This window comes from Streptomyces calidiresistens (genome assembly GCF_014141525.1).
Taxonomy (GTDB): Bacteria; Actinomycetota; Actinomycetes; order Streptomycetales; family Streptomycetaceae; genus Streptomyces; species Streptomyces calidiresistens.
The window spans coordinates 1-1,644 of record NZ_VKHS01001019.1; the positions used below are offsets into that span (position 1 = coordinate 1).

1 protein-coding gene is annotated in these 1,644 nt (G+C 77.9%); it reads left to right on the forward strand.

Translation table 11 applies throughout. The annotated features are described in order from the left end of the window. Positions 1-500: 500 nt before the first annotated feature. A partial coding sequence (gene ssd, locus FOE67_RS25085; RefSeq protein WP_323385478.1) for a septum site-determining protein Ssd occupies positions 501-1,644 on the forward strand: 1,144 nt, incomplete at its 3' end.

The window sequence follows — 1,644 nt, forward strand, 5'->3', positions numbered from 1 at the left end:
CCCCGGGGCCGTGCCCGTCCCCTCCCCGGGCCGGTCCCCTCGACGGCCCGGGCCCCCCGCGGTGTCGCCGCGTCGGGACCGGACGGAGCCGTCGGCCCGGGGTGCGGGCCGGTCCGGCCCGGCCGGTGGGCCGCGACGGACGCCCGAGTACTTCCCCGCCGCGGAATGGGTTATTCCGCTTACCGCTCCCGCGCCCGTTTTTTCCCGGGACGCCGCGAGGGTGCGCCGGAGCGGGGGCACACGAGTACGCCCGGTGAATGATTCCTCCACCCACCGTGATTGCGAAGCCCCTTCCGGAAGGTTCGAAGAAGTTCCGGAAGTTCGGGGTCGTGTGTTCGGGTACCGGGTGGGGTTCCGGTTTTTCGATCCCTCTTCCCTCCCACGGGTGAGGGAGTTATCCACAATGTGCCCGCGATCCACGGATTTCCACCGTGGTCGGCCCAACATCCGCAGATGCCCCCACGCTGATGGCCACCGTCCATCGAGCGAAGGGGGCCGTCGTGACACCGCCCGTTCTGATCCTCACCGAGAACGACCACCTGCTGGAGGAATTGCTCCGCGTCTGCGCCGCCGCCGGGGCGGAGGCGGAGGTCGTGCACGGAGCGCCGCTGACGGGCGAGCGGTGGAAGAGCGCCCCCCTGATCCTCGTCGGCGACGACTGGGCCCGCCGCGCACTCGACCGGGCCGAGGGCGCGCCCCGGGTCCCGCCACCCCGGCGGCCGGGCGCGGCGGGCCGCCCGGTGCGTGGCGCGGCGGGCCCGACCCCCGGGCGCCGGCCGGGCGTCCTGCTGGTGGGCACCGACCTGGACGACCACACCGTGTGGGCGCGCGGGGCCGCCCTGGGAGCCGAGCGGGTGGTCCACCTGCCCGGCGACGAGGTCGCGGTCATCGCGACCGTCGCCGACACCGCGGTGCGGGCCGGCCCACCGGCGACGACCATCGGCGTGCTCCCCGGCCGGGGAGGGGCGGGCGCCTCCACCCTCGCCTGCGCCCTGGCCCTGGCCGCCGTCCGCTCCGGCCGGCGCACCGTTTTGGTGGACGCCGACCCGCCGGGCGGGGGCACGGACCTCCTGCTCGCCACCGGGGCCGGGCCGGGCGACACCCACCGGACCGGCCCGCTCTTCCCGGCCGACCCCCGGGACGCCCTGCCCCGGGTCCGCGGCCTCCATCTGCTGCGCGCCGACCGGGGCCCCGGCTCCGGGTGGGCGACCGCCGAGGCGATCCGGGAGGTGCTGGACGCCACCCGGCGCCGCGGCGGGGTCGTGGTCGTGGACCTTCCCCGCCACCTCGACGAGGTCGCCGCCGAGATCCTGCCGCGGCTGGACCTGGGGCTTCTCGTCGTCCCGCCCGGCGTGCGGGCGGCACGGGCCGCCCGCCGGGTGATCGAGGGGCCGGGATCCCTCGTTCCCGACCTGCGCCTGGTGCGCGGCCCGCTGAACCCGGCGGTCGGTGGGGAGCCGGCCGGCCCGTCGGCCGCCGCCGCGGCCCGTTCGTTCGGCATCCCCCTCGCCGGTGAACTCCCCCACGGGACCGGCCCCGCCCGCGGGGGGCACGGCGAGCCGCCCGGCGCGGCCCACGGCGCTCCCCTGGCCGCCTTCTGCGACGACCTGCTGCGCCGGATCTCCCCCGCGCGCACCCCGGGCC